Genomic DNA, 22,749 nt, shown 5'->3' with positions numbered 1-22,749 from the left:
AGCGGTCTACACAACGCGCATGGCACGGACGGGCTAGTCCTCACACCGCCACACACCGATCGGTTCAGTTCACTTCTCGGCGATCTGCCCGGCGTAGATGTCCTTCGACGCCGGAAGTCGTACGTCCACGGGGGCCCCGAAGTCGTACAGCAACGTCGTCGAGGTGACCGCCACCGTGCTGCGGCGCTGCCCGTTGACGAAGCTGAACCGCTGCCCGAGCTTGCGGACGCGCCCCTGGTCGTCGAGGTAGACGTCGAAGGGCACCCGGGCTGTGGCGAACCCTTTCGCCGCCGACCTCAGAGCCGCCTCGTTCCCCTCCGACGCGCTGCGCGCGGCGACGGCGAGATCGGCGACCCCCCGATAGTGACGCACGGAGGCCCCGGCCACCTCCGTCTTCCCCAGATCCGTCGCCGTAGTCGCCCCGCGCAGCAACTCGGCGGCGGCGTACGGGTCGGTGGCCCCGCCGGTCACGAGGTTGCCGTCGGTCAGCGTCCCGGTGTCGACCCGTACCCATTTGTCGGCGGGCACCCCGGCGCCCCGGTTCTTCATGAACAGGGCGCCCGGCGCGAGGAGTTCGGTGATCGGCCGGTGCTCGCTGGCGCCCGCCGGGTCCTGCGGCAGCTGCACCTTCAGCCGGCCGAGCCGGCGGCGGAAGTCGTAGACGCCCTCGCCGCGGATGGTCACGCGGGTGCCGCCGGTGGCCATCTCCATGGACGTACGGGCCTGTGAACTCCCCGCCGCCACCAGCGAGTCGGCCGCGCGCCGCACCACCGCGACCGCGTCCCCGCCGCCGCGCGCGTCCGCGGTCGCCACCCCGTCACCGGCGCCGCAACCCCCGCTGCCGACACAGACCCCGACCATGAGTCCCGCCGCGACGACCGCCCCGCCCGCCCGCCTCTGCTGCCGCTCCATAGCCTGCCGTACCCCCGTACGTCGTCACGGGCCCCTGTCGTTCCGCTTAACGACGGGTGGGTGGGCCCGTCACGCGACGGCGCGGCCGTACAACCGCCCTATGACCGTCGCGCGACCGCCATACGAGCGCTTTACCGGACCTCGGTAACGTTGTCGGAGTGGCGCAGCAGGACGGACAACAGGCTCCCCCCGAACAACCCGGGCTTCCCGAACACCGCACGACGACGGTCGAGCAGGGCCCTTTCTGCTTCGCCCGCTGCCTCTGCGGCTGGCGGGGCCCGGCGAGACGGGCGCGCAGCCAGGCCAGGACGGACGCCGCGGGGCACCACACCTCTGTTCCGAATCCGTGACATGGCCACGAGAACTTGTGAGGCCCGGGCCGTATCTCACTTCACGGAACCCCACAGGAGGCGTAATGGAACGGCGTTCATTCATCGGTGGCGGCGTGGCCGCGATAGCCGCGGCCGCGACGACCGCGTGCAACGGCAGGAACACCGGCGGCGGTGACGCGTCCGCCACGGCGACCAACGCCTCCACCTCGACGGGCCTGCGCACCACCACCGCCGCGGCCGCCGCCAACTGGGCCGCCCTGGCCCGTGAGCTGGACGGCACCCTGGTCCGCCCCGGTGACGCCTCCTGGAAGACGGCCCACCAGCTCTACAACACCCGCTTCGACTCCCTGAAGCCGGCCGCGGTGGCGTACGTCGCGAACCCCGACGACATCCGTTCGGTCCTCTCCTACGCCCGCGCCCACAACATCCGCGTCGCGATCCGCAACGGCGGCCACTCCTACGCCGGCTACTCCTCCGGCGACGGCCGCCTCATCGTCGACGTGTCGAAGCTGAACAAGATCCGGGCGAGCGGCTCCTCCGCGGTCGTCGGCGCCGGCGCCAAGCTGATCGACGTCTACCGGGGCCTCGCGGCGAAGGGCGTGACGATCCCGGCCGGCTCCTGTCCGACGGTCGGCGTCTCCGGCCTCACCCTCGGCGGCGGCCACGGCGTGGTCTCCCGGGCGTACGGCCTGACCTGCGACAGCCTCACGCAGGCGACGCTGATCACGGCGGACGGCAAGCAGCTGGTCGCCAACTCCACCGAGAACAAGGACCTGTTCTGGGCGCTGCGCGGCGCGGGCAACGGCAACTTCGGCGTGGTGACCGAGCTGCAGTTCAAGACCCACCCCGCGCCCCAGGCCGTATCGGGCTATCTGACCTGGCCGTCGTCGATGGCGGCGGCCGTGGTGAAGGCCTGGCAGGAGTGGGGTCCGGACCAGCCCGACGAGATCTGGTCGTCCTGCCACCTGACGAACACACCGGGTGGCACCCCGCGCGTCTCCGTCGCGGCCTTCTCCCTCGGCACCTACAACGAACTCCAGAACGCGGTCGACAAGCTGGCCCACCTGGTCGGCGGCAACGCGTCGAGCGTCTCGCTGAAGCGGCACACGTACGAGGAGTCGATGGAGGCGTACGCGGGCTGCACGTCGTTCTCGACGGACGCCCAGTGCCATCTGCCGGGTTCGACCCCGGGCCGCTCCCCGCAGGGCGCGCTGGCGCGGGAGACCTACGTGGGCCGCTCCGACTTCTTCGACCGCTCGATCTCGGCCACGGGCATCCAGACGATGCTCAACCAGATGAAGGCGGTCCGCGGCAACTCCGGCGACATCGCCCTGACGGCCCTGGGCGGCGCGGTCAACCGCGTCTCCCCCACGGCGACGGCCTTCGTCCACCGCCGCTCCCGCATCCTGGCCCAGTACATAGTCTCCTGGCCGTCCGGCACGGCCGGCACATCGGCCCAGTCCTGGCTGACGTCCTTCCACAACGCCATGAAGCCCTACGCCTCCGGCGCGGCCTACCAGAACTACACCGACCCAACCCTCACAAACTGGCGCAAGGCGTACTACGGCGACGCGTCAACCCGCCTGACAACCTTGAAGAAGCAGTACGACCCGAACCACTTCTTCACATATCACCAGGGGCTCTAGTCAGCCACGGTCCGGCAACACCCTCTGGGGCGCAGGGCTGTATCCCCACCTACGGCTCCGCAGTCAGCCACGGTCCGACAACCCCCTCAGGGCGCGGGGCTGTATCCATCTGCGGCTCCGCCGCGCGGGCGCGACCAGCCACATCGGACCCGCACACGACGAACCGGCCTCCCGGCGGAGCAATCACGCCGCGAGGTCCCGCTCCTCCGTCCCCGAAGTCTCCGTACGAGTCCCCGGAATCACAGCCCCCCGCCCAACCCCCCGGGTCCCGGCCGACCGAACGAACCACCCGCCCCACGACGAGCCCTCGACCGCCTTCAGCACCGGCGTGAGCAGAGCCATGGCAACCGGCGACAGAAGCAGAGCGACAGCCGTACCCAGCGCGAACCCGCCGATCACGTCGGTCGGATAGTGCACGCCCATGTAGACCCGGCAGAACCCTTCGAACAACGCGAGCCCGATCCCCGCCAGCCCGAACCGCCGGTCCGCGACGAACAGCGCGACGCCCATCGCCATGGTGATCGTGGCGTGGTCGCTGACAAAGGAGTAGTCGGTCTTCCCGGAGATCAGCACATCCAGCCCGGTGTGGTCGAGGAAGGGCCGGGGCCGCTCCACGAACCCGCGTATGGGCACGTTCACGAGGACGGCGAGCGAAGCGGCGAGCGGCGCCCACACGAGCGCGGCCACGGAGGACGCGGAGTCCTCGCCCCCACGCCGCCGCACGGACCACCAGCACCACACCACGAGCAGCACCATCGCGACGAGCAGTCCGTACTCACCGACGAACTCCATACCCCGGTCGAACCAGTGCGGCGCGTCCTTGGCGAGGCCATTGATGTCGTAGAGCAGATCGACGTCGGGATTCGACCCGGATTCGGCGAGTACAGCCATGGTGCTGCGGCTCCTTCGTCGTAGTTCCGGGCGCACCTCGCGTGCGCATTACTGAACAGGAACGCACGGTCCCGCTTAATACGTTCCACCCTCCACCGAATGATCACTCAGACGTTATCGAAGAGAGACTCATCGCCGCAGCTCAGGGGGTGGGTTCACACACGGTTCACACCGTCGTGGGGAGCGCTTTCGCGCCATCTTCGGTGACCCGGGTCGCGCCGAAGTAATCGGGGGTGTCAATGGGGTCGAATCGGATCACAGCACCCGTCCGGGGTGCGTCGATCATGTACCCGCCGCCGACATAAATCCCCACATGCCGGATGGCCCGGGAATTGGTGAGGTCGTCCGAGAAGAACACCAGATCTCCCGGCAGCAATTCGGCCCGCTGCGGATGCGGCCCCGCGTTGTACTGATCGTTCGCGACACGCGGCAGCGTGATCCCCGCACTCGCGAACGCGGCCTTGGTCAGCCCCGAGCAGTCGAAGCGCCCGTCCTGGTCGGCCGTACCGTTCCCGCCCCACAGATAGGGCGTGCCGAGCTTGCCCTGCGCGTAGGTGATGGCGGTGGCGGCCTGCTCGGAGGGATCGACCCGGCTGACGGGCGCGGCGAAGCTCTGCGACAGCGTCGTGATCGTCTTCACGTAGTTCTTGGTCTCCGAGTACGGCGGCACGCCCCCGTACTTGATGACCGCGTACGCGCCCGCGTTGTACGAGGCGAGCATGTTCGCGGTCCGGTTCCCCGGCACGTCCTTCACGTACGAGGCGAGCTCGCAGTCGTACGTCGCGGCCGACGGAATCGCGTCATTCGGATCCCATACGTTGCGTACGCCGTCGCCGTTGCCGTCGATGCCGTGCGTGGCCCAGGTGCCGGGGATGAACTGCGCTATCCCCTCGGCCTTGGCCGGGCTCTTCGCGTTCGGGTTGAACCCGCTCTCCTGGTAGAGCTGGGCGGCGAGCAGCGCGGGGTTGAGGGCGGGGCAGAGGTTGCCCCACTTCTGCACGAGTGCCGAGTACGCCGCCGGCACCGCGCCCTTGGCGAGCGCGACGCTCCCGCCGCCGGCCCCGTTCACGAGGTTCCCGGCGACGAGGTAGACCCCGACGACGAGCAGCATCACGAAGCTGAGCCCCAGCCCAACCGCGACCCCACCGGCCACCCATACTTTTCGCACGGCTCAACCCTCCCCCATGTCAGCCCTGTTCAAGGCCATTTCGGGGCAGGGTGGCGGCATTTCGCCGTGCTTCCACCACATCTGACGCGTATTCAGCGCGTCGACGGAGCCTGGTGCCGCTCCTTATTACGGGTCAGTCGTCGCGTCCTTGTACAACTCGGCCGCCTCTTTACCGAACACGACGCTGTACGAAATGTCGGGCGTCAGTCCGCCCTGCTCGTGCCCGCCGATGACGCCCACGACCTGCTGGTCCCCGTTCACCCAGGGACTGCCGCTGGTGCCGCCGGTGAAACCGGGGCAGTCGATGCGCTGCTGGGTGCTGCTGTGCTGGGTGGGCTTGTTGGTGCAGCTGATGGGCTGGTCGGTGGCGGAGGGATACCCGGTGATCGTCACCGCCGTGGCCCCGGTCGCCATCCCGGTCGTGAACCGGTCGGCGCCGACCACGTCCTCGATGTTCTTACCGCCCACCTCGACGAGCGTGGCGAACCCGATGTCGCTGTCCTCGGCCTGCCCCTTGGACCACCCGTCCGGCAGGAACCGCTGCTCGATCTTCCACACCCCGTACGGCGCCCTGCCGTCCCGGTAGCCGGGCACGAAGACGTCGCCGGGGTCGCCGTCCAGGCAGTGGGCCGCGCTGACGATGAGGTTGTGCCCGGCGCTGTGCACCACGGACGCGGTGCAGTGGTGCCCGCCGACGAGGCTGGTGGCATGGGCCGCCCCGAACAGGGCGCCGACCCGCACGCTCTGTTTGCTCGCCTCGGTCACGGTGGTCACGCCGAAGGGCCCGGGGCCGTCGTCGGCGGTCGCCACGGACGCGGAGGTAAGGGCCAGCGTCACCACGGCGACGAACAGCGCGTACCTACGGTTGCCCGCGAGGCGAGCGGAACGGGAGATGCGTGAGCTGCGCTTCATCGGGCCCCACTCTGTCCCACGAAGGTGAGAAAGGACGTCGACGTTTACTGAGATTTCCCTGTGAACAGCGCGTTCGCGCTTCGGTCGACGCTCGGTCCGGCGGTCAGTCCACCGTACTGTCCGTCCGTCCCTCCCGCCTCTCCTGCGCGATACTCGACGTCTCCCCGGCAGCCGACGAAGGAAACCCCGTGTCTGACATCCCCCCCGATCTCACCTGGGAACGAGCCGCCCCGCCGGACGCGACGGGCCCGGGGCCCTGGATCGAGCTCGCCTTCGGTGAGGGCGACGACGGCGAGGCCCCGGTCTACATCCGCGAGACCAGCGACCCGGAGAACGTCGTCACCACCAACCGCCGCAAGTGGGACGCCTTCGTACTCGGCGTACAGGCAGGCGAGTTCGACCACTTCGTCGAGGGCGTGGAGGACGCGGCGGGCGTGGCGGGCGTGGCGGACACAACAGCCCCGGAAACCAAGGAAATCGGGCCAGATGCATAGAAGCCGCGTCTACGCCCTCCTGATCGACACCCCCGGCCCGGAGGCGGCCGCCGCGGCGGCCTTCTGGTCGGCGGCACTCGGCACCCCGGCGGAACCGGTCCCCGGCGAGGAGCAGTTCACAACGCTCCACGAGGCGATCCCCGGCCTGGTCACGGCAGTTCAGTCCATCGACGACCCCAACCCGCGCTTCCACATCGACATCGAAACGGACGACGTGGAGGCGGAGACCGCCCGCCTGCTCGCCCTCGGCGCGACCGAGACCGCCCGCTGGCTGGAGTGCCGGGTACTGCGCGCGCCCGGCGGCCACCTGCTGTGCGTCCTGCCGGTGCACAGCGACCCCGCCGTGTTCAACGCCCAGGCGCGCACCTGGAGTTAGCTCGCGGCGCCCACAAGCGGGAACACCGCCCCGGTGAGCTCCTCCGACGCCTCCCACAGCCGCTCCGCCGCCGCCACGTCACTCGCCGCCGCGGTCCGCCCCACCAGCGTCGGCGCCCCGCGCATCTCCATCGGCCCGCTGGGGCCGACGTAGCTCGCGCCCGGAAGATCCTGCGTCGCCGCGTACAGGGTCGGCAGGGCGCCGCCCCTGTCGTCCTGGGCCAGGACCTTGTTGCCTACGGCCATGAGCACGCGCGAGACCGGGTTCGCCGTATGGCTCTGGAGGTTGGTCGCAGCCCAGCCCGGGTGGGCCGCCAGGGAGCGGACGCGCGAGCCCGACTCCGCGAGCCTGCGCTGGAGTTCGAGGACGAAGAGCAGGTTGGCGAGCTTGGACTGGGAGTACGCGCGCTGGGGGCTGTAGATGCCGTCCAGGTTCAGGTTCTCGAAGTGGATGATGCGGTCGCCCATCCGGTGCGCGCCGGACGTGACGGTCACCACCCGGTCGGTGATGTACGGCAGCAGCAGGTTCGTCAGGGCGAAGTGGCCCAGGTGGTTCGTGCCGAACTGCATCTCGAAGCCGTCGCGCGTCCGCCGCTCGGGGAGCATCATCACGCCGGCGTTGTTGATCAGCAGATCCAGCGGCCCGTCCCACCCCTCGGCGAACTCCCGCACGGACGCCAGATCCGCGAGGTCCAGCCGCCGCACCTCGGTACTCCCGCTCACCTTGGCCGCCGCGGCCCGCCCCCGCTCCAGGTCCCGTACGGCGAACACGACATGCGCGCCCGCACGGGCCAGCTCGGCGGCGGCCACGAGACCGATCCCGCTGTTGGCACCGGTGACGACGGCGGTACGCCCGGAGAGATCGGAAATCCGCCCGGCGTCCCACTTGCTCTCGCTCTTGCTCTTACCCGTGCCGCTGATGGTCCTGTCCGTCTTGTCCATGCCTCTCAATGTAGGCAACGCCAACAATGCTGTCAATGACAACAATGGTGACGGTGACAACAATGCTGGCGCCGCCAACATCGGGATACGATGGTCCGCATGCCCGTACGCCCCTATCACCACGGAGACCTGCGCTCCGCCCTGCTCGCGAGCGCGGAGCGCACCCTGCTGGAGAAGGGGGTCGCGGCACTGTCCCTGCGCGAACTGGCCCGGGACGTCGGCGTCAGCCACGCCGCCCCCGGCCGCCACTTCAAGGACAAGCAGGCCCTGGTCGACGCCCTCGCCCTGACCGGCTTCGAGCGCATGGCCGAGGAGCTGACCGCCGCCGACAGCCCCGACCTGCCCCTGGAAGCCCGCCTCACCGAACTGGCCAGGACCTACGTCCACTTCGCGGTCTCGAACGCCGAGCTGCTGGAGGTCATGTACTCCCGCAAGCACGACCCGGACATCTCCGAGCAGCTCCGCGCGGCCGTGGACGGCACGACGACCCAGTTCGTCCAGATAGTCATCGACGCCCAGGAACGCGGCGAGATGATCCCCGGCGCCCCCTGGACCATCGCCCTCGTCATCGGCGCCGCCCTCCACGGCACGGCCTCCTTCGCGGCCCAGGGCACCCTCACCCCCGAGGCGGCGATCGCCGACCTCCCCACCCTGATCCACCACTTGCTGAACGGCCTGACACCCCGCGTGAACGAGTAGCGAACGACAACCACTTGACGCCGGCCACAGCAACTCCCTCAGGGGCGCGGGCTGCACCGACCCGCACCCCCTAACCCCGCCCCACCCCAACCCCTCAGGGGCGCGGGGAACTGCGCGACAAGCCCCCACCCACCCGCACCCCGCACACAACCCAAGCCACCCACCCCCAACCCGGCCCCACCCCACCCGCACCGCTTGTCAACGCGCGTCCCGCTGTGAAGTTCCCGTGGAGAGAGTCAAGCCCCGGCCATCCCCACCCCATCCCGCCGCCACTGATCAGCAATCCCCCAACCCCCTTGAGTAACGCGGAAGTCAGAGTTCCGGAATCCTCCTTGTTGTCACGTACTCAACAAGAGATGGTCATCGCGGGCCGCCGCCCCCACCGGGAACCTCACCGGTGGACCCCCACCCGCAGGCCTCTGCCCACCTCTCTCTGGAGGCTGTACGTTGCGTACGTCACCCCCCAATTCCCCCCACATACGCGGCAACTGGCGCAGACTCGGCTCCGCCGCCGCCGCGACCGCCGCACTCCTGATCGCCGGCCTCGGCACCGCGGCCCACGCGAGCGCCGCCACAGCCCCCCACAAGGCGACCGCCAAGACGATCGCCGCACAGGTCGCCAAGGCCCACGTGCAGTACGAGAAGGCCGCCTGCGGCGCCACCCCGAAGAAGGGCTTCGCCGCCTGTAACGCCCTCCGTGTCACCGGCGGCACCACCGCCTTCATGGAGAAGCAGGCCGCGCTGAAGGGCATCACGCCCAAGACCATCTCCCCGAAGGCCGCCTCGGACGACCCCACCGGCTACGGCCCCTCGGACATCCAGTCCGCCTACGGCCTCGCCGACGCGGCCGCCGACAACGGCTCCGGCGAGACCGTCGCGATCGTCGACGCCTACGACGACCCGAACGCCGCCGCCGACCTCGCCACCTACCGCTCGTACTACGGCCTCTCGGCCTGCACGGTCGCCAGCGGCTGCTTCACCAAGGTCAGCCAGACCGGCTCGACGACCTCCCTCCCCACCGCCGACAGCGGCTGGGCCGGTGAGGAGTCCCTCGACCTCGACATGGTCAGCGCGACCTGCCCGAACTGCAACATCCTCCTGGTCGAGGCCAAGTCGGCGAGCGACGCCAACCTCGGCACCGCGGTGAACGAGGCCGTCAAGCTGGGCGCCAAGTTCGTCTCGAACTCCTACGGCGGCTCGGAGTCCTCCTCCGACACGACGTACGACACCTCGTACTACAAGCACGCGGGCGTCGCCATCACCGCGAGCGCGGGCGACGAGGCCTACGGCGCCGAGTACCCGGCCGGCTCGCGGTACGTCACCTCGGTCGGCGGCACCGCCCTCAAGACCTCCTCGAACAGCCGCGGCTGGACCGAGAGCGTCTGGAAGACCAGCAGCACCGAGGGCACCGGCTCCGGCTGCTCCGCGTACGACGCGAAGCCCACCTGGCAGACCGACACCGGCTGCACCAAGCGCATGATCTCCGACGTCTCCGCCGTCGCCGACCCCGCCACGGGCGTCTCGGTCTACGACACCTACGGCGACGACGGCACCGGCTGGGGCACCTACGGCGGCACCAGCGCCTCGTCCCCGATCATCGCCTCGGTCTACGCCCTCGCCGGCACCCCGGGCACCAGCGACTACCCGGCCTCGTACCCGTACGCCGCGGCCGGCACCTCCGCCCTGAACGACGTGACGAGCGGCAACAACGGCACCTGCTCGACGAGTTACTTCTGCACCGCGAAGTCGGGCTACGACGGCCCGACCGGCTGGGGCACCCCGGAGGGCGTGTCCGCCTTCACCGGCTGACCGCACTCCACTCCGCAAGAACCTCCCCGTCGGGTCACGGGGAGCCGCCGGCAGAGGGGGACGTGGGGTCCCCTCGGCGGAGCAAGTGGCAACGGGCCGCGGCAACCAGCCGCGGCCCGTTCGCCATGTGCTAAGCGACTGCGTGACCAGTGGAAACACCATGGAAATACTGTGAGTTGGGTCAAGCGGGAGCCACTCCCTGGCCATCGGACGGCCATCGGAAAGTAAGGCCCAGACCCCGTTCGGCAATACGGAGGTCAGGATTCCAGCAGCCTCTTGTTGTCGCGTACTCAACAAGGGATCGTCATCGCGGGCCGCCCCCCACCGCCGGCGAAACCGCACCGGCGACACGCACCCGCACCGCCCCTGTTCCACCGACTCAGGAGGCTGCACCTTGCGTACCACGACCCCCGACTCCCCCCACACGCACGGTAGATGGCGCCGCACAGGGTCCGTCGTCATAGCCACGGCCGCACTCGTCTTCACCGGCCTCGGCACCGCCGTACAGGCCGACGCCGCGGCGAGCGCCACCACCTCCACGAAGGTGACGTACGCCGCCACCCCCTGTGCGACCCCCAAGCACACGGGCGACCTCACCTGCAAGTCCTACCGCGTCACCGGCGGCCTCACCGCCTTCCAGAAGATGCAGGCCGCGAAGACCGGCGTCACCCCCAAGGCGGCCGACGCGTCGACCCCCTCCGGCTACAGCCCGACCAACCTCCGGTCCGCCTACGGCCTGACCTCCGCCGCCGCCTCCAACGGCTCCGGCGAGACGATCGCGATCGTCGACGCGTACAACGACCCGAACGCCGAGGCCGACCTCGCCACCTACCGTTCGTACTACGGCCTTTCGGCCTGCACGACGGCCAACGGCTGCTTCAAGAAGGTCAGTCAGACCGGCTCCACGACGTCCCTGCCCACCAGCGACGCCGGTTGGTCCGAGGAGATCTCCCTCGACCTCGACATGGCGAGCGCGATCTGCCCGCTCTGCAACATCACCCTCGTCGAGGCCACCAGCGCCAGCTACGCCAACCTCGGCACCGCCGAGAACGAGGCCGTGACCCTGGGCGCCAAGTTCGTCTCGAACTCCTACGGCGGCTCCGAGTCCTCCTCGCAGACGACGTACGACACCTCGTACTACAAGCACGCGGGCGTCGCCATCACCGTCTCCTCCGGTGACAGCGCCTACGGCGCCGAGTACCCGGCAACGTCCCAGTACGTGACGGCGGTCGGCGGCACCAAGCTCTCCACCTCCTCCACCACCCGCGGCTGGACCGAGGCCGTCTGGCGCACCTCCAGCACCGAGGGCACCGGCTCCGGCTGCTCCTCCTACGACGCCAAGCCCAGCTGGCAGACCGACACCGGCTGCACCAAGCGCATGGAGTCCGACGTCTCCGCCGTCGCCGACCCCGCCACCGGCGTCTCCGTCTACGACTCCTACGGCGTCACCGCCGGCTGGTACACCTTCGGCGGCACCAGCGTCTCCGCCCCGATCATCGCGGGTGTCTACGCCCTCGCCGGCACCCCGGCCAGCGGCACCTACCCGGCGCAGTACCCCTACGACTACGCCGGCACCTCGTCCCTCAACGACGTGACCAGCGGCTACAACGGCTCCTGCTCCACGGCGTACTTCTGCACCGCCGAGACCGGCTACGACGGCCCGACCGGCTGGGGCACCCCGGAGGGCGTCACGGCCTTCACCAACTGACGGTGATCTGCCCCCCACCCTGATCTGATCCTCAGTCACATGTCATGCCACCGTGGGTCGTGGGGGCCACACGTGGCACGAGAGAACGGGCCGCGGCATCCAGCCGCGGCCCGTTCATCATGAGAACATCAACACGAACCAAATCCAGTAATCAGGGGCTAACGACCAAACCACGGACAGGTTCCGCCCCGGCCTCGTTGCCCGGCGTTACCTACCGTGATACACAGAGTGACCGTACGAGGTATTCGTACGAAACCCGCCAATCAATGACGCCAAGTCGACATCGCACGGCGCCTTTGTCGGCGACAATGATGCCTGACCTCTGCGCACCTGCAGGGGATGCGGAACTACCCATCAGGGGCGGTGACTTACATGCTCTCTGCGGCCGACAAGGGAGACATCAACACCATCATCGGGGGGATCGCTCCGGACTGGGGCCCCTTCGGCAGCCTGGGCAACGAGGCGAAGGTGATGATCGAGGTCGTGATGGCGGTCGCCATCCTGCTCTGCCTCGGTATCGCCGTATGGGGTGCGGCCAAACAGCGCATCGGCGCCACGGCGCTCCGCGACACGTTCAGCGCGGAACAGGGCAAGGGACTCATCGTCGCCGGCCTGACCGGCGTCTTCATCATCGGCTCCCTCGGCACCCTCTTCACGATCGTGTACGGCATGGCCGTATAGCCGAGCCCGGCCAGTCCCTCTCCCCACCCACCCGCCCGTCGTGCCCACCGGCTGAGGTTGCGTTTCCCTGATGTCGAGTCACCACTCCGCGCCCGCGCGGGAACCAGCACGGCTACCGTCGTACTTCCAGATGTTTCTGGACGACGGCGAAGGGGCGTACCCGGCATGAGTCCCGGAGACGAGCACGAGACCTCCGGCGGTTACGGCGGCACCGGCCAGACCCGCACCCGCCTGCCGCAGGGCACCGGCGGCGACATCTACGGCGGCGCCCGCCGCGGCGGCAGATCGTCCTCCTCGAAAAGCCTGGTGACGGTCGTCGGAGTAGTCGTCCTCCTCATCGCCGCCATCGCCTTCGCCAACCGCGGCGACGGCACGTCCTCGTCCAACGACACCAGCACGTCGAGCGGTTCGAAGCCGGAAACCGCACCGACGACAGCGACCGGAACGAAGCCGGTGGAGTCGAAGACCGGGGGGATTCCGTCGGGGTTCGCGCGTACCGAACAAGGCGCGCAGTCGGCGGCGGCGAACTACTCGGTGGCGCTGGGCTCCACCGGCATGTTCCAGAAGGAGATCCGGCACTCGCTCGTGAACTCCCTCTACACGTCCGGTGCCGCGAGCAAACTGACGGGTCCGATGGACCAGGCCTACTCGACCGACTTCCTCGGCAAGTTGGGCCTCGACGCCAACGGCAACGCACCCACCGGCAGCACGTTCGTCTCCCGCGTGATCCCCGTGGGCACGACGGTCCAGCAGTACAGCGACAACGACGCGAAGGTCGCGGTCTGGTACGTGGGGCTCATCGGCATGTCCGGACAGACCTCGACCGACCCCGTGACCACCTCGTGGAAGACCTGGACCTTCGACCTCCAGTGGTCCAACGGCGACTGGAAGATCGTCACGGACTCCCAGAAGGACGGCCCGGCCCCGGTACCCGGCGACGACACGGCCGCCACCTCGGACGAGATCAGCAAGGCCATCGACGAGTACGGAGGGTTCACGTATGCCCGGTAACCCGCAACGCGTGCTCAGGCTCGCCGGAGCCGTGACCGCCGTACAGACGTCGCTCGTCCTGCTGGCCACCCATGCCGTGGCCGCGACGCCCAGCCCGTCGCCCTCGCCGTCCAAGAGCGCCGATTCCTGCAAACTCATCGTCGGCGAGGCCAAGAAGTACTGCGAACGCGGCAACGAGAACAGCACCACCACCAACCCCGGCGTCACCGACACCCTCGACCCCCTCTCCTCCCTAGGAAAGGGCTGCGCCGAAGCCGCCTCCTGGACCATCGACAAACTCAGCGACGCCGTCAAAGAGACGGCGAACGTCGACTTCACGAACCCCAGGTTCCTTCAGCAGTACGCCGTCGTCTTCGCCGCGTCCACGATCCTCACCCTCCTCCTGTGGCTGCTCGCGGTAGCCAAGCGCGCGGTACGAGGCGTCCCTCTCACCACCGCGATCTCCGAAGCCATCGGCTTCCTCTGGCTGACGGTCATCGCCTCCGCGTTCACCCCCCTGATCCTTTACACGGTCGTCTCCGCCACCGACGGCATCACAGAGGTCCTCGCGAAAACCACCGGCAACCAGACGGACACCTTCTTCGGCAACTTCTCGGGCGCCCTGGCCAAGGGCAACAACATCGGCGGCGGCCCGATCATGCTGATCGTCGTCTCCCTGGTCAGCATCCTCGCCGCCGGCATCCTCTGGCTGGAGCTCGTCATCCGCGCCGCCCTCCTCTACGTCGGCGCCCTCCTCGGCACCGTCGTCTACGCGGGCCTCGTCGACAAGAACCTCTGGGGCCACGTCCGCCGCTGGGCCGGCATCATGATCGCGGTGATCCTGGTGAAACCGGTCATCGTGATCGTGCTGGGCCTGGCCGGCGCGCTGTCCACCGCCGACGGCCCGGACTCGTTCTCCGCCGTCGTCTCCGGCCTCGCCATCATCCTGCTCGCCATCTTCGCCAGCGCGATGATCTACCGCTTCGTCCCCGGCTTCGGCGACGAGATCGCCGGCAGCCGCAGCAACCGCATCATGCAGGGCGCCGAGGGCAAGGCCGCCGCGGTCATCAGCTCCCCGGCGACCATGGTCGCCCAGGGCATCAAGACCCACAGCGCCCGCACGAACGACGGAGGGGGCGGCCAGTCCTCGTCCGGCGGGGGCGCCCGCCCGTCCAACCCGGTCTCCGGCGGCGTCGCGGCCCACAGCAGCCGCCCGTCGAGCGGCGGCGGCGGAGCCGTCCCCTCCGCCGCGCCCGCACCCCGCCAGAGCCCGGCGAACACCCCGCACGCCAGCAACGCCCGCAACAACCGCACGGGAGGTGAAGGGCGTTGACGACAGAGTCCCACCTGTCCCATCCGATCACGCCCCGCCGGACTTATCTCATCGGCCGTGCCCGGCCGAACGCGATCGTCGGCAAGAATCGCGAGACCGGCGAGATCGCGCTCATCATCGTGGGCGCGTTCCTCGGCATGATGAGCGGACTCCTCGTCCCCGTCCTGTCCCTGCGCATCGTGCTGCTGACGGGCTTCCCGATGCTGGCGCTGATGGCGGTCTACGTGCCGTACAAGCGCCGTACGTTCTACAAGTGGTTCGAGATCAACCGCAGTTACAAGCGAACCCTGCGCAACGGCACGACGTACCGCTCCTCCGTCATGGAGGCCGGCGTCCACCTCGACGGACGCGAGGTCGAGATCGGCCCGCCGCCCGGGATCGGCCGGATCAACTGGCTGGCCGCCCCCTTCGGCCCGGACGAGATCGCCGTACTGCTGCACGCCGACCGCCGTACGGTCACCGCGGCGATCGAGATCGAGGGCCCGGGCGTCGGCCTGCGCGACAGCGAGGACCAGGAGGCCCTCGTCGACCGCTTCGGCACGCTCCTCAAGCACGTGGCGAACGGCGACGGCTTCGTCACCCGCATCCAGATGCTCGCCCGCACGCTCCCCGCCGACCCGGACGCGCACGCCAAGGACGTCGCCCAGCGCGGCGACGAGAAGTCACTGAGCTGGCTGCAACAGTCGTACGACCAGCTCCAGTCGATGGTGTCCACCAGCAGCGAGCAGCACCGCGCCTATCTCGTCGCCTGCATGCACTTCAACCGCGAACTCTCCGCCGAGGCCCACGCGATGGCCCGCGCCTCGCGCCCCCACGCGGGCCGCAAGCTCGACCGGGACGCAGGTCTCGCGGTCGTCATGGCGCGCGAACTCACCGACATCTGCTCGCGGTTGCAGGAGGCGGACATCCGCGTACGGCAGCCGCTCGGGCAGGGCCGGCTCGCCTCGCTCATCCACTCCATGTACGACCCGGACCACTCCATCGACCACCTCCAGGCGATGACGAAGCGCAACGCCTGGCCGGCCGAACTCGACGCCATGGAACCGACGTTCCTCCAGGCGAAGACCCGTGAGTCGTCGACCCGCGAACCGTGGTGCCACGCCACGGCCTGGGTGAAGGAGTGGCCGATGACCCCGGTGGGCGTCAACTTCCTTGCCCCGCTGCTGGTTCACACCCCGGACGTGATCCGCACGGTCGCCGTCACGATGGACCTCGAACCCACCGAGATCGCCATCGAGCGCATGCTGACCGAGAAGACGAACGACGAGGCCGACGCCTCCCGCGCCGCCAAGATGAACCGCACCGTCGACCCCCGCGACGTCGCCGCCCACGGCCGCATGGACCAGCGCGGCGAGGATCTGGCGAGCGGCGCGGCCGGCGTGAACCTGGTCGGCTACATCACCGTCTCCTCCCGCAACCCCGAGGCCCTCGCGCGCGACAAGCGCACGATAAGGGCGTCCGCCGGCAAGTCGTATCTGAAGCTGGAGTGGTGCGACCGCGAGCACCACCGCGCGTTTGTGAACACACTGCCGTTCGCCACCGGCATCCGGAGGTAGGGCTCAGATGCGGGATCCGCTGTCCGTCCTCACCGACGCCTTCACGTCCTTCCTCTTCGGAAAGATCGAGTCCACCCGACTCCCCGTCCGCACCTCGACGGGCCAGGCCCAGGCGGTCTACCTGCCGACGGCCGCCCCCGGCCTCGGCGACTCGGGCGTCATCATCGGCCGCGAGGTCTACTCCGGCAAGGGCTACATCTACGACCCCTTCCAGCTCTACGGCCAGCAACTCCCCGCCCCTCACTGGCTGGTGCTGGGCGAGTCGGGCAACGGCAAGTCGGCCCTGGAGAAGACGTACGTCCTACGACAACTGCGCTTCCGCGACCGCCAGGTGGTCGTCCTGGACGCCCAGGGCGAGGACGGCGTCGGCGAATGGAACCTGATCGCGGAGGAGTTGGGAATAACTCCTATCCGCCTGGACCCAACTGCCGCCCTGGACATGGGGATCCGCCTCAACCCCCTCGACCCGGCGATCACCACCACGGGCCAGCTCGCGCTGCTCCGCACCATCATCGAGGTGGCGATGGGCCACGGCCTCGACGAACGCTCCGGCTTCGCCCTGAAGGTCGCGCACGCCTACGTCAACGAGACGATCGTCGAACGCCAGCCGGTCCTCATGGACATCGTCGAGCAACTACGCCACCCCGAACCGGAGTCGGCCGAGGCGATGAACGTCGCCATAGACGACGTACGGGCCTGGGGCCTGGACGTGGCACTCGTCATCGACCGCCTCGTCGACGGCGACCTCCGCGGCATGTTCGACGGCCCGACGACGGTGGGCATCGACCTCGACGCCCCCCTCATCGTCTTCGACCTGTCCCACATCGACCGCAACTCCATCGCCATGCCCATCCTGATGGCGATCGTCGGCGTCTGGCTGGAACACACCTGGATCCGCCCCGACCGGAAGAAGCGCATCTTCCTGGTCGAGGAGGCCTGGCACATCATCAACAGTCCCTTCGTGGCCCAACTCTTCCAGCGCCTGCTGAAGTTCGGCCGACGGCTGGGTCTGTCGTTCGTCGCGGTGGTCCACCACCTGTCGGACGTCGTCGACGGAGCCGCGGCGAAGGAGGCAGCGGCGATCCTGAAAATGGCGTCGACGCGAACGATCTACGCCCAGAAGGCGGACGAAGCCCGAGCAACCGGGCGGGTGTTGGGCCTGCCACGCTGGGCGGTGGAGATCATCCCCACCCTCACCCCCGGCATCGCGGTCTGGGACGTCAACGGCAACGTCCAGGTGGTCAAACACCTGATCACCGAGACGGAACGCCCCCTCGTCTTCACCGACCGCGCGATGACCCAGTCCTCCCGCGACCACGACCAGGAACTGACCGACGACGCCCTGCGCGCCGCCGAGTTGGAGGCGGAGGAACGCGCGGCGGCCTTCATGGAACAGCAGTTGAGCGATCTCGACGGCTCCTCCGAGTCCACGGTGGCGTGAACGGCGGTGGCATGACATGAGACCGGACGACGGTGGACGCGAGCGCCAAGGGGGCATCCCCGACGGCCTGTTGGTGGGCCTGCTCGCGTTCCTCCTCGGCATGACCCTGCTGGTGTGGTCGGCCGCCGGCCTGGCGGCCCTGTTCTCCAAGGGCAGCTGGCCGACCGGCGTGACCTTCGCCCGCACCCCGATGGCCATGCGCCACCTGATCGCCCAGCCCCACGACATCACCGGCGCCTGGCCGCAGTCCCCACCCGCCGAGTTCTCCGGCTACGGCCTCTTCTGGGGCCTGTTCATCGGCGAGTTGATGATCCTGGTCGTCCTGACGGTGTTCGTGATGGGCACCCTGGCGAGATGGCGGGCGGTACGGGCGAGAACACGGGCGAAGAGCCTGGTGGTCCCGCCCTCACCGGAGCCCCAGGAGGTACCGATACAGCGCCCGGAACCACAACAACAACCGCAGCCGACGGTCGTCCTTGAACAGGCGCCCCCTGCACCGCACTTCGGGACTTCTCCGTCCAACGGCGAACGGGTGAGCGGGTGGGAAAAGGTCTTTCTGGCGACGGCGGAAAGCCGCCAGACCACAGCCACCCAGGCCGTACGAGACGCAGAAGGCCCAGCCCTGGTAGTCACGTCGAACAAGACGGTCTGGCAGGACACCAAGGACGCCAGAGCCAAACTGGGCCCGGTCCTCCTCTACGACCCCACCCACCTCTGCGACACCCCGGCCCGCCTCCACTGGTCCCCCACCACGGGCTGCGAGGACAAACCAACAGCGGTACAACGAGCCGCCGCCCTCCTCACCCCGGTAAGACCCACGGCGAAAATCGACCAGGCGGTGGCGGACACAGCCGAAACGCTCCTCCGCAGCTACCTGCACGCCGCCGCGATCGACGGCCGCACCATCCGCCACGTCCACCGCTGGTCCCAGGGCACCCAGATCCAGGACGCGGTAAGAATCCTCCGCACCAACCCCAAGGCAGCCCCCGGCGCGGCAGGCGAACTCGAAGCCGCACTCACATCCCACCCCGAACGCCGGGACATCGCGCAGGAGTTGACGACCCGCGCGCTCTCCTCCCTCTTCACGGTCAACATCCGCGAAGCCTGCACGCCCAACAGAACTGACGCCCTCTCCTTGGATTCCTTCGTGAACGAAGGGGGCACGCTTTATCTGGTCGGTGAATCCATCGAGGACCCCCGTACGAACCCGGGCGCGATGCCTCTCCTCACCGCCCTCGCATCAAGCGTGGTCGAGCGCGGCCGGCACATGGCCGAACGGTCATCGGCCGGTCGCCTCGACCCACCAATGACGCTTGTCCTGGACGACGTCGCCGCCGTGGCCCCGCTCCCCCAACTCCCGGAGCTCCTCGCCACGGGCGCGGACCGAGGCCTGCCGACCCTGGCCCTGCTCCGCTCCAGAGAACAGGCCAGGGCCCGCTGGCCCCACCACGAACTACCGGTCTAGCAACGGGACTTGCGGCGCCTCCAGCTGCGGCTACGACTACGGCCGCTCGACCACCATCTCCAGCTCACGCTCGTCCGCGTTCTCGCCCAACGGCACGACGACGCCCGTGGGGACGAAGCCGATCTTGCCGTAGAAGCGCCGGGCCCGCTCGTTGTCCTCGTGCACGATGAGCCGCACCCGCTCGACCCCGCGCCCCCAGGCCCACTCCAGAGCCGCGTCGAAGAGCACCTCGGTCAGCCCGATGCCCCGGACCTCCGACCGCACGAACACCCCGACGATGTGCCCCTGCTTCCGCTCGACCGGATAGCCGGCCCAGTCGACCGTCCCGGCCTCCTCAAGAAGCACCGTCGCCGTACCGACCCACTCCCCGTCCGGCCCCTCGGCAATGACCTGCTGAGCCTTTTCAGCACCTTCAGCGGCCCCTACGGCCCGCTCCTGGTAGAAGGAGTCCGGTTGGGCCAGCGCCGCGTCGTAGGTCTCCAGGAAGGCAAGGTGCGCGACGGGATCCTGCAGGGCGACGAGCCGCAGCTCCTTCGCCGCGGCCCACTCGTCGGCGCGTATCGAACGGATCTTGTAGTTCATATCAGCCACGATAGCCACCGTAGCCGAAACGCAGAAAACCCCTGTACCGAATAAACGGTACAGGGGTTTTCGCAATATTTGTTCGGCGGCGTCCTACTCTCCCACAGGGTCCCCCCTGCAGTACCATCGGCGCTGTAAGGCTTAGCTTCCGGGTTCGGAATGTAACCGGGCGTTTCCCTCACGCTATGACCACCGAAACCCTAATGGTTTCGAGCGAACAAGCACACTTTTCTGTTGTGTGGTTCAAGCTCTAGCCGACAACTGTTCGTTGTCTCAGAACTAACACAGTGGACGCGAGCAACTGAGGACAAGCCCTCGGCCTATTAGTACCGGTCACCTCCAGCGGTTACCCGCCTTCCAGATCCGGCCTATCAACCCAGTCGTCTACTGGGAGCCTTAACCCCTCAAGGGGGTGGGAACACTCATCTCGAAGCAGGCTTCCCGCTTAGATGCTTTCAGCGGTTATCCCTCCCGAACGTAGCCAACCAGCCATGCCCTTGGCAGAACAACTGGCACACCAGAGGTTCGTCCGTCCCGGTCCTCTCGTACTAGGGACAGCCCTTCTCAATGTTCCTGCGCGCGCAGCGGATAGGGACCGAACTGTCTCACGACGTTCTAAACCCAGCTCGCGTACCGCTTTAATGGGCGAACAGCCCAACCCTTGGGACCGACTCCAGCCCCAGGATGCGACGAGCCGACATCGAGGTGCCAAACCATCCCGTCGATATGGACTCTTGGGGAAGATCAGCCTGTTATCCCCGGGGTACCTTTTATCCGTTGAGCGACGGCGCTTCCACAAGCCACCGCCGGATCACTAGTCCCGACTTTCGTCCCTGCTCGACCCGTCGGTCTCACAGTCAAGCTCCCTTGTGCACTTACACTCAACACCTGATTGCCAACCAGGCTGAGGGAACCTTTGGGCGCCTCCGTTACTCTTTAGGAGGCAACCGCCCCAGTTAAACTACCCATCAGACACTGTCCCTGATCCGGATCACGGACCCAGGTTAGACATCCAGCACGACCAGACTGGTATTTCAACGACGACTCCCCCTGAACTGGCGTCCAGAGTTCACAGTCTCCCAGCTATCCTACACAAGCCGAACCGAACACCAATATCAAACTGTAGTAAAGGTCCCGGGGTCTTTCCGTCCTGCTGCGCGAAACGAGCATCTTTACTCGTAGTGCAATTTCACCGGGCCTATGGTTGAGACAGTCGAGAAGTCGTTACGCCATTCGTGCAGGTCGGAACTTACCCGACAAGGAATTTCGCTACCTTAGGATGGTTATAGTTACCACCGCCGTTTACTGGCGCTTAAGTTCTCAGCTTCGCCACCCCGAAGAGTGACTAACCGGTCCCCTTAACGTTCCAGCACCGGGCAGGCGTCAGTCCGTATACATCGCCTTACGGCTTCGCACGGACCTGTGTTTTTAGTAAACAGTCGCTTCTCGCTGGTCTCTGCGGCCACCCCCAGCTCACGGAGTAAATCCGATCACCAGTGATGGCCCCCCTTCTCCCGAAGTTACGGGGGCATTTTGCCGAGTTCCTTAACCATAGTTCACCCGAACGCCTCGGTATTCTCTACCTGACCACCTGAGTCGGTTTAGGGTACGGGCCGCCATGAAACTCGCTAGAGGCTTTTCTCGACAGCATAGGATCATCCACTTCACCACAATCGGCTCGGCATCAGGTCTCAGACTATGTGTGATCCGGATTTGCCTAGACCACGTCCTACACCCTTACCCCGGGACAACCACCGCCCGGGATGGACTACCTTCCTGCGTCACCCCATCACTCACCTACTAACCGCTTGGGCCGGCGGCTCCACCACTTTCCATTCCCCGAAGGGTCCGGAACGGCTTCACGGCCTTAGCATCACGATGCTCGATGTTTGACGCTTCACAGCGGGTACCGGAATATCAACCGGTTATCCATCGACTACGCCTGTCGGCCTCGCCTTAGGTCCCGACTTACCCTGGGCAGATCAGCTTGACCCAGGAACCCTTAGTCAATCGGCGCACACGTTTCTCACGTGTGTATCGCTACTCATGCCTGCATTCTCACTCGTGAACCGTCCACCACTAGCTTCCGCTGCAGCTTCACCCGGCACACGACGCTCCCCTACCCATCCCAGCAGGCGTTGGCCCTATTACTGGAATGACACGACTTCGGCGGTACGCTTGAGCCCCGCTACATTGTCGGCGCGGAATCACTAGACCAGTGAGCTATTACGCACTCTTTCAAGGGTGGCTGCTTCTAAGCCAACCTCCTGGTTGTCTCTGCGACTCCACATCCTTTCCCACTTAGCGTACGCTTAGGGGCCTTAGTCGATGCTCTGGGCTGTTTCCCTCTCGACCATGGAGCTTATCCCCCACAGTCTCACTGCCGTGCTCTCACTTACCGGCATTCGGAGTTTGGCTAAGGTCAGTAACCCGGTAGGGCCCATCGCCTATCCAGTGCTCTACCTCCGGCAAGAAACACACGACGCTGCACCTAAATGCATTTCGGGGAGAACCAGCTATCACGGAGTTTGATTGGCCTTTCACCCCTAACCACAGGTCATCCCCCAGGTTTTCAACCCTGGTGGGTTCGGTCCTCCACGAAGTCTTACCTCCGCTTCAACCTGCCCATGGCTAGATCACTCCGCTTCGGGTCTTGAGCGCGCTACTAAATCGCCCTATTCGGACTCGCTTTCGCTACGGCTTCCCCACACGGGTTAACCTCGCAACACACCGCAAACTCGCAGGCTCATTCTTCAAAAGGCACGCAGTCACGACGTTGCATGCAAGCATGCAACGCGACGCTCCCACGGCTT

19 protein-coding genes and 2 rRNA genes (1 of these 21 running past the window's edge) are annotated in these 22,749 nt (G+C 67.6%); 13 read left to right on the top strand and 8 right to left on the bottom strand.

The features are described 5' to 3' along the window. Window positions 1-69 precede the first annotated feature (69 nt). A complete protein-coding gene (locus OG714_RS27325) occupies window positions 70-912 on the bottom strand; it encodes a hypothetical protein (protein ID WP_406124828.1) in 843 nt (280 codons plus the stop codon). A 158-nt stretch (window positions 913-1,070) separates the two neighbouring features. Between OG714_RS27325 and OG714_RS27320 the strand changes: the two genes are divergently transcribed. Continuing rightward, window positions 1,071-1,262 carry a hypothetical protein gene (locus OG714_RS27320; RefSeq protein ID WP_406124827.1) on the top strand — a complete coding sequence of 64 codons (192 nt, stop codon included), beginning with the start codon at window positions 1,071-1,073 and terminating at the stop codon, window positions 1,260-1,262. A 65-nt stretch (window positions 1,263-1,327) separates the two neighbouring features. Continuing rightward, on the top strand, window positions 1,328-2,890 hold the full coding sequence (locus tag OG714_RS27315; RefSeq protein WP_406124825.1) for an FAD-binding oxidoreductase: 1,563 nt from the start codon (window positions 1,328-1,330) through the stop codon (window positions 2,888-2,890). A 183-nt stretch (window positions 2,891-3,073) separates the two neighbouring features. Here the strand turns inward: OG714_RS27315 and OG714_RS27310 are convergent, their stop codons facing one another. The 3 genes from OG714_RS27310 to OG714_RS27300 form a co-directional block, all read right to left on the bottom strand. Next, the gene (locus tag OG714_RS27310; protein ID WP_406124823.1) at window positions 3,074-3,781 is read right to left on the bottom strand and encodes a phosphatase PAP2 family protein; all 708 of its coding nucleotides are present in this window, start codon (window positions 3,779-3,781) and stop codon (window positions 3,074-3,076) included. Window positions 3,782-3,947: 166 nt separating this feature from the next. Then, window positions 3,948-4,892 carry an NlpC/P60 family protein gene (locus tag OG714_RS27305; protein ID WP_406131969.1) on the bottom strand — a complete coding sequence of 315 codons (945 nt, stop codon included), beginning with the start codon at window positions 4,890-4,892 and terminating at the stop codon, window positions 3,948-3,950. Between the two features lie 183 nt (window positions 4,893-5,075). Next, window positions 5,076-5,861: a trypsin-like serine peptidase gene (locus OG714_RS27300; RefSeq protein ID WP_406124821.1), complete on the bottom strand. Its 786-nt coding sequence runs from the start codon at window positions 5,859-5,861 to the stop codon at window positions 5,076-5,078. A 188-nt stretch (window positions 5,862-6,049) separates the two neighbouring features. Between OG714_RS27300 and OG714_RS27295 the strand changes: the two genes are divergently transcribed. After that, the gene (locus tag OG714_RS27295) at window positions 6,050-6,355 is read left to right on the top strand and encodes a DUF397 domain-containing protein (protein WP_406124819.1); all 306 of its coding nucleotides are present in this window, start codon (window positions 6,050-6,052) and stop codon (window positions 6,353-6,355) included. Further along, window positions 6,348-6,731 carry a VOC family protein gene (locus OG714_RS27290; RefSeq protein ID WP_406124818.1) on the top strand — a complete coding sequence of 128 codons (384 nt, stop codon included), beginning with the start codon at window positions 6,348-6,350 and terminating at the stop codon, window positions 6,729-6,731. The genes OG714_RS27295 and OG714_RS27290 overlap by 8 nt, the downstream gene beginning before the upstream one ends. Here OG714_RS27290 and OG714_RS27285 read toward each other — a convergent pair. Next, the gene (locus OG714_RS27285; RefSeq protein ID WP_406124816.1) at window positions 6,728-7,672 is read right to left on the bottom strand and encodes an oxidoreductase; all 945 of its coding nucleotides are present in this window, start codon (window positions 7,670-7,672) and stop codon (window positions 6,728-6,730) included. The two genes, OG714_RS27290 and OG714_RS27285, sit on opposite strands and share 4 nt — an antisense overlap. Window positions 7,673-7,771: 99 nt before the next feature. Here OG714_RS27285 and OG714_RS27280 point away from each other — a divergent pair, with 99 nt between their 5' ends. The 9 genes from OG714_RS27280 to OG714_RS27240 all read left to right on the top strand — a co-directional run bounded on the left by OG714_RS27280 (window position 7,772) and on the right by OG714_RS27240 (window position 19,354). After that, on the top strand, window positions 7,772-8,371 hold the full coding sequence (locus tag OG714_RS27280; RefSeq protein WP_406124814.1) for a TetR/AcrR family transcriptional regulator: 600 nt from the start codon (window positions 7,772-7,774) through the stop codon (window positions 8,369-8,371). Window positions 8,372-8,818: 447 nt separating this feature from the next. Continuing rightward, window positions 8,819-10,180: a peptidase S8 gene (locus OG714_RS27275; protein ID WP_406124812.1), complete on the top strand. Its 1,362-nt coding sequence runs from the start codon at window positions 8,819-8,821 to the stop codon at window positions 10,178-10,180. 394 nt (window positions 10,181-10,574) lie between these two features. Beyond that, complete coding sequence (locus OG714_RS27270) at window positions 10,575-11,888, top strand: peptidase S8 (protein WP_406124810.1); 1,314 nt, start codon at window positions 10,575-10,577, stop codon at window positions 11,886-11,888. Between the two features lie 372 nt (window positions 11,889-12,260). Then, window positions 12,261-12,569, top strand: coding sequence for a hypothetical protein (locus tag OG714_RS27265; RefSeq protein WP_033281366.1), 309 nt, complete (start codon window positions 12,261-12,263; stop codon window positions 12,567-12,569). A gap of 165 nt (window positions 12,570-12,734) precedes the next feature. After that, entirely contained in the window at window positions 12,735-13,580 is an 846-nt protein-coding gene (locus OG714_RS27260; RefSeq protein ID WP_406124809.1) for a hypothetical protein, read from the top strand. Then, window positions 13,570-14,892: a hypothetical protein gene (locus OG714_RS27255; protein ID WP_406124807.1), complete on the top strand. Its 1,323-nt coding sequence runs from the start codon at window positions 13,570-13,572 to the stop codon at window positions 14,890-14,892. The genes OG714_RS27260 and OG714_RS27255 overlap by 11 nt, the downstream gene beginning before the upstream one ends. Then, the gene (locus OG714_RS27250) at window positions 14,889-16,448 is read left to right on the top strand and encodes an SCO6880 family protein (RefSeq protein WP_406124806.1); all 1,560 of its coding nucleotides are present in this window, start codon (window positions 14,889-14,891) and stop codon (window positions 16,446-16,448) included. Before OG714_RS27255 ends, OG714_RS27250 begins: the two co-directional genes overlap by 4 nt. A 7-nt stretch (window positions 16,449-16,455) precedes the next feature. Then, window positions 16,456-17,889: an ATP-binding protein gene (locus OG714_RS27245; RefSeq protein ID WP_393752831.1), complete on the top strand. Its 1,434-nt coding sequence runs from the start codon at window positions 16,456-16,458 to the stop codon at window positions 17,887-17,889. Window positions 17,890-17,905: 16 nt separating this feature from the next. Beyond that, window positions 17,906-19,354, top strand: a complete 1,449-nt coding sequence (locus OG714_RS27240; RefSeq protein WP_406124804.1) for a type IV secretory system conjugative DNA transfer family protein — start codon at window positions 17,906-17,908, stop codon at window positions 19,352-19,354. A 36-nt stretch (window positions 19,355-19,390) separates the two neighbouring features. Here OG714_RS27240 and OG714_RS27235 read toward each other — a convergent pair whose 3' ends face one another. The 3 genes from OG714_RS27235 to OG714_RS27225 all read right to left on the bottom strand — a co-directional run. Then, complete coding sequence (locus OG714_RS27235) at window positions 19,391-19,936, bottom strand: GNAT family N-acetyltransferase (RefSeq protein WP_406131967.1); 546 nt, start codon at window positions 19,934-19,936, stop codon at window positions 19,391-19,393. Between the two features lie 80 nt (window positions 19,937-20,016). Next, window positions 20,017-20,133: ribosomal RNA gene (rrf, locus tag OG714_RS27230) — 5S ribosomal RNA — on the bottom strand. 106 nt (window positions 20,134-20,239) lie between these two features. Next, a 23S ribosomal RNA gene (locus tag OG714_RS27225) occupies window positions 20,240-22,749 on the bottom strand (it continues 613 nt past the right edge of the window).

Source organism: Streptomyces sp. NBC_00989 (genome assembly GCF_045162655.1).
GTDB lineage: Bacteria > Actinomycetota > Actinomycetes > Streptomycetales > Streptomycetaceae > Streptomyces.
This window is presented reverse-complemented; position numbering and strand designations above follow the sequence as displayed.

Bases quoted from the DNA above. Each gene is read 5' to 3' on its own strand.
- OG714_RS27325 (WP_406124828.1), bottom strand. From the start codon at position 912: ATGGAGCGGCAGCAGAGGCGGGCGGGCGGGGCGGTCGTCGCGGCGGGA.
- OG714_RS27310 (WP_406124823.1), bottom strand. From the start codon at position 3,781: ATGGCTGTACTCGCCGAATCCGGGTCGAATCCCGACGTCGATCTGCTC.
- OG714_RS27240 (WP_406124804.1), top strand. From the start codon at position 17,906: ATGAGACCGGACGACGGTGGACGCGAGCGCCAAGGGGGCATCCCCGAC.
- OG714_RS27285 (WP_406124816.1), bottom strand. From the start codon at position 7,672: ATGGACAAGACGGACAGGACCATCAGCGGCACGGGTAAGAGCAAGAGC.
- OG714_RS27235 (WP_406131967.1), bottom strand. From the start codon at position 19,936: ATGAACTACAAGATCCGTTCGATACGCGCCGACGAGTGGGCCGCGGCG.
- OG714_RS27280 (WP_406124814.1), top strand. From the start codon at position 7,772: ATGCCCGTACGCCCCTATCACCACGGAGACCTGCGCTCCGCCCTGCTC.
- OG714_RS27300 (WP_406124821.1), bottom strand. From the start codon at position 5,861: ATGAAGCGCAGCTCACGCATCTCCCGTTCCGCTCGCCTCGCGGGCAAC.
- OG714_RS27260 (WP_406124809.1), top strand. From the start codon at position 12,735: ATGAGTCCCGGAGACGAGCACGAGACCTCCGGCGGTTACGGCGGCACC.
- OG714_RS27315 (WP_406124825.1), top strand. From the start codon at position 1,328: ATGGAACGGCGTTCATTCATCGGTGGCGGCGTGGCCGCGATAGCCGCG.
- OG714_RS27265 (WP_033281366.1), top strand. From the start codon at position 12,261: ATGCTCTCTGCGGCCGACAAGGGAGACATCAACACCATCATCGGGGGG.
- OG714_RS27255 (WP_406124807.1), top strand. From the start codon at position 13,570: ATGCCCGGTAACCCGCAACGCGTGCTCAGGCTCGCCGGAGCCGTGACC.
- OG714_RS27290 (WP_406124818.1), top strand. From the start codon at position 6,348: ATGCATAGAAGCCGCGTCTACGCCCTCCTGATCGACACCCCCGGCCCG.
- OG714_RS27245 (WP_393752831.1), top strand. From the start codon at position 16,456: ATGCGGGATCCGCTGTCCGTCCTCACCGACGCCTTCACGTCCTTCCTC.
- OG714_RS27305 (WP_406131969.1), bottom strand. From the start codon at position 4,892: ATGCTGCTCGTCGTCGGGGTCTACCTCGTCGCCGGGAACCTCGTGAAC.